This window comes from Methylobacterium sp. B1 (genome assembly GCF_000333255.1).
Taxonomy (GTDB): domain Bacteria; phylum Pseudomonadota; class Alphaproteobacteria; order Rhizobiales; family Beijerinckiaceae; genus Methylobacterium; species Methylobacterium fujisawaense.
In genome coordinates this window covers 1-2,551 of sequence record NZ_BACT01000460.1, presented here as the reverse complement: position 1 = coordinate 2,551, position 2,551 = coordinate 1, and the positions used below count along the sequence as shown (strand labels likewise).

General features: G+C 73.6%; 2 protein-coding genes and 1 pseudogene. 1 reads left to right on the top strand and 2 read right to left on the bottom strand.

The window, feature by feature from the left end; all coding sequences use genetic code 11:
* Nucleotides 1–377, bottom strand: a pseudogene (gene pth / locus I53_RS13370) (aminoacyl-tRNA hydrolase); the annotation flags it as partial.
* 302 nt (nt 378–679) lie between these two features.
* Here pth and I53_RS13365 point away from each other — a divergent pair.
* Nucleotides 680–910, top strand: a complete 231-nt coding sequence (locus tag I53_RS13365) for a hypothetical protein (protein WP_043351482.1) — start codon at nt 680–682, stop codon at nt 908–910.
* Between the two features lie 72 nt (nt 911–982).
* On the opposite strand, the gene I53_RS13360 is transcribed toward I53_RS13365, so the two are convergent.
* Nucleotides 983–2,551: FUSC family protein (locus tag I53_RS13360; protein WP_043351480.1), on the bottom strand; the 1,569-nt coding region annotated here is incomplete at its 5' end.

Here is a 2,551-nt window from a genome sequence, read left to right as displayed (position 1 = left end):
GGCGGTAGTCGTTGCCGCATGGGCGGTGATCGAGCGCAGGCCGTTATGGCCGGCATGCCCGCCGCCGAGCTTCACCCGGAGCTTGGCGGGGCGAGGTCGAGCTCGTCGTGCAGCACGATCACGTCGGAGAGCGAAATCTGNTAGAAGCGCTGCGCCTCCGAGACGGCGCGGCCGGACTCGTTCATGAAGGTCGAGGGCTTCAGGAGGATCGCCCGCTCCGGGCCCAGCACCGCCTCGGCGGCCTCGCCCTGGAAGCGGTGGCGGAACGGGCTCGCCCGGTGCTGGCGGGCGATCGCGTCGACGGCGAGGAAGCCGATATTGTGCCGGTTGCCCGCATAGCGTGCGCCCGGGTTTCCGAGGCCGACGATCAACTTCATGTCAGAGGGTTCCGCGGGACTCCGTTCGGCGCGGTCTGTGGCACGCTTCCGCGCGGGACGCACCCCCGCGCCGGGTCCGGCCAGACCGGAGCGATGGGCCGGCCTCCGGGCCCGGGCCGTCTCCGTCGTGCGCCAGCGCACGGCCTCGGCCGAACCCGAAGCAGAATATCCTCGTTGAGAGGTCACATTCGGCCAAGCAAAGCCCGAGTGATCAAGACCGCCGACCCGACGATCTTCCTCACGCGACACGGTTGACCGGATGACTTCCCGCTGAAGTCGTACGAAGACACCAGGAGATCATCATGACCGTCCGCATGCTCGCTGCCGCCGCCCTGGTCGCCGCGGTCGCCACGCCCGCCCTCGCGCAGGGCCTGGATTCGAAGCACTCGCCCTACCCGGCCGCGGCCTATTCGGGCTGGGTCGGCAACGGCGCCGTCCTGCATGGGGACGCCGCCGGTCCGGCGCGGGCGGCCGCCTACCGCTACAGCGGTCCGCATGCCGGCGGCCCGGCCAACGCCCTGCCGCGGTTCTGACGGGCGAACGGGCCCGCGGGCTCCGCGGGCCCCGATAACCGGCGGTGATCGGGGCACCGGACCGGCGGACTCTCAGGTGTGAGGGACGGGCCGGTCGGCAAGGCCGGTGGCGCCGCTTGCCGGACCCGGCACCGCGCCGACGGCCGCCGTCCCAGCCCGGATCTCTCCAGGGCGCAGGGTTCCCACCAGAAGATCGACCTGGCTGACGAGACGCACGAGCGATTGCCCGCGATCCAGCGCCGGCCGCTCGGGCACGGGCCTGTCCGCGCCCAGGGCCGCCAGGGTCGCGGTGATCCAGGCCCGCCAGGGCTCGGCCTCGGGGGCGGCCGCCTCAGGGGCGTGCCGCAGGACGATGAGCCGGGCGCTGATCCGGCGCAGGGTCGCGTCGGCCACCAGGGCGGATTCCACCTCCGGGTGGCTGCCGGCCCGGGGCTGCTGCAGGGCGCGGGAGAGCGCCGCCTCCAGATCGTTGAGGGCGAGGCCGGCCTCGCGGCTCTGCGCCGCGATCGCGGTCTCGCGGCCCTCGCCGGGCGGCGCGCGGAGCACCGCCTCGGCGAGACCGGCCTGGGCCTTGAGCGCCCGGCGCAGTTCCTGCCGGACCTGATCGGGCTCCCAGATCGGCCACAGCACCAGGCAGCTCGCCACCGCGATCACGCCGCCCAGCACCGTGAAGCCGCCCCGCATGGCGACGATCTCCCAGGAGCTGTGGCCGGGCTCCAGCAGCTCGACCAGCAGCACCACGAGGGGGGTCAGGCAGGTGACGAAAAAGCCGTAGGAGATCTGGCGCGCCGCGAAGCCGACGATGCTGAGCACGAGGATCAGCCCGGCCTCCGCCAGGGGGCTCGTGGCGTAGTAGGCGAGCACGGCGCCCACGAGGCCGCCCAGCACCGTGCCGCCGATCCGCTCCAGCGCCCGCTGCCACGTCGCCGCGTAGAAGGGCTGCATGGTGAGCACCACGGTCATCACCAGCCAGTGCGTGAAGGCGCCCGCATAGGTCAGGGTGGCGGCGAGCGCCGGGGCCGCGACCGCGCTCGCCCGCAGGGCGTGCCGGAGATTGGGCGAGGCCAGGGTGAAGTTCTGCCGCAGCGGCCCGACATAGCGGGTCCAGCGGTCGAGGCTGCCGCCCTCCGTGAGCGTGCCGCCGGGGCGATAGCCCTCCGGGGTCGAGAGCTTGGCGCCGATCCGCACGCGCCCGACGATCCGTTCGGCGAGGCGGGCGAGGGTCGGATCCTCCGACAGCCCCTCGGCCACGCGGGCGATGGAGTGTTCCAGACGGTCGAGGTCGAGGTTGACGTCGTCGCGGATCGCCCGGGCGATGGTCACCAAGAGGGGGCGCAGGCGCCGCAGGAAGACCTTGGCGAGGGCCCGGCGGCGGGCATCGGGACGGCTGTCGATCAGCTCGCCGACGGCGATCAGCGCGGAAAAGATCTGCTCGGCGCTCTCCAGGCGCAGCAGGGCCTGGGCGGTGCGGTCCGAGACGCGCTCGCGGGAGCGGGCGAGGTCGAGGATCATGGTCCGGGCGGTCTCGATGCTCGCCCGCACGCCCCGCCGGTGGCCCCGCGCGTGGCCGTCGAAGGCGGCCGTGTCGGGTTCCGGCAGGACGACGAGCCGCTCGAGGTCGCCGCAGAGCCGGCGAGGTGG

What these genes read in the sequence shown, in the direction of transcription:
- I53_RS13365 (WP_043351482.1), top strand. Translation starts at nt 680, where the DNA reads ATGACCGTCCGCATGCTCGCTGCCGCCGCCCTGGTCGCCGCGGTCGCC.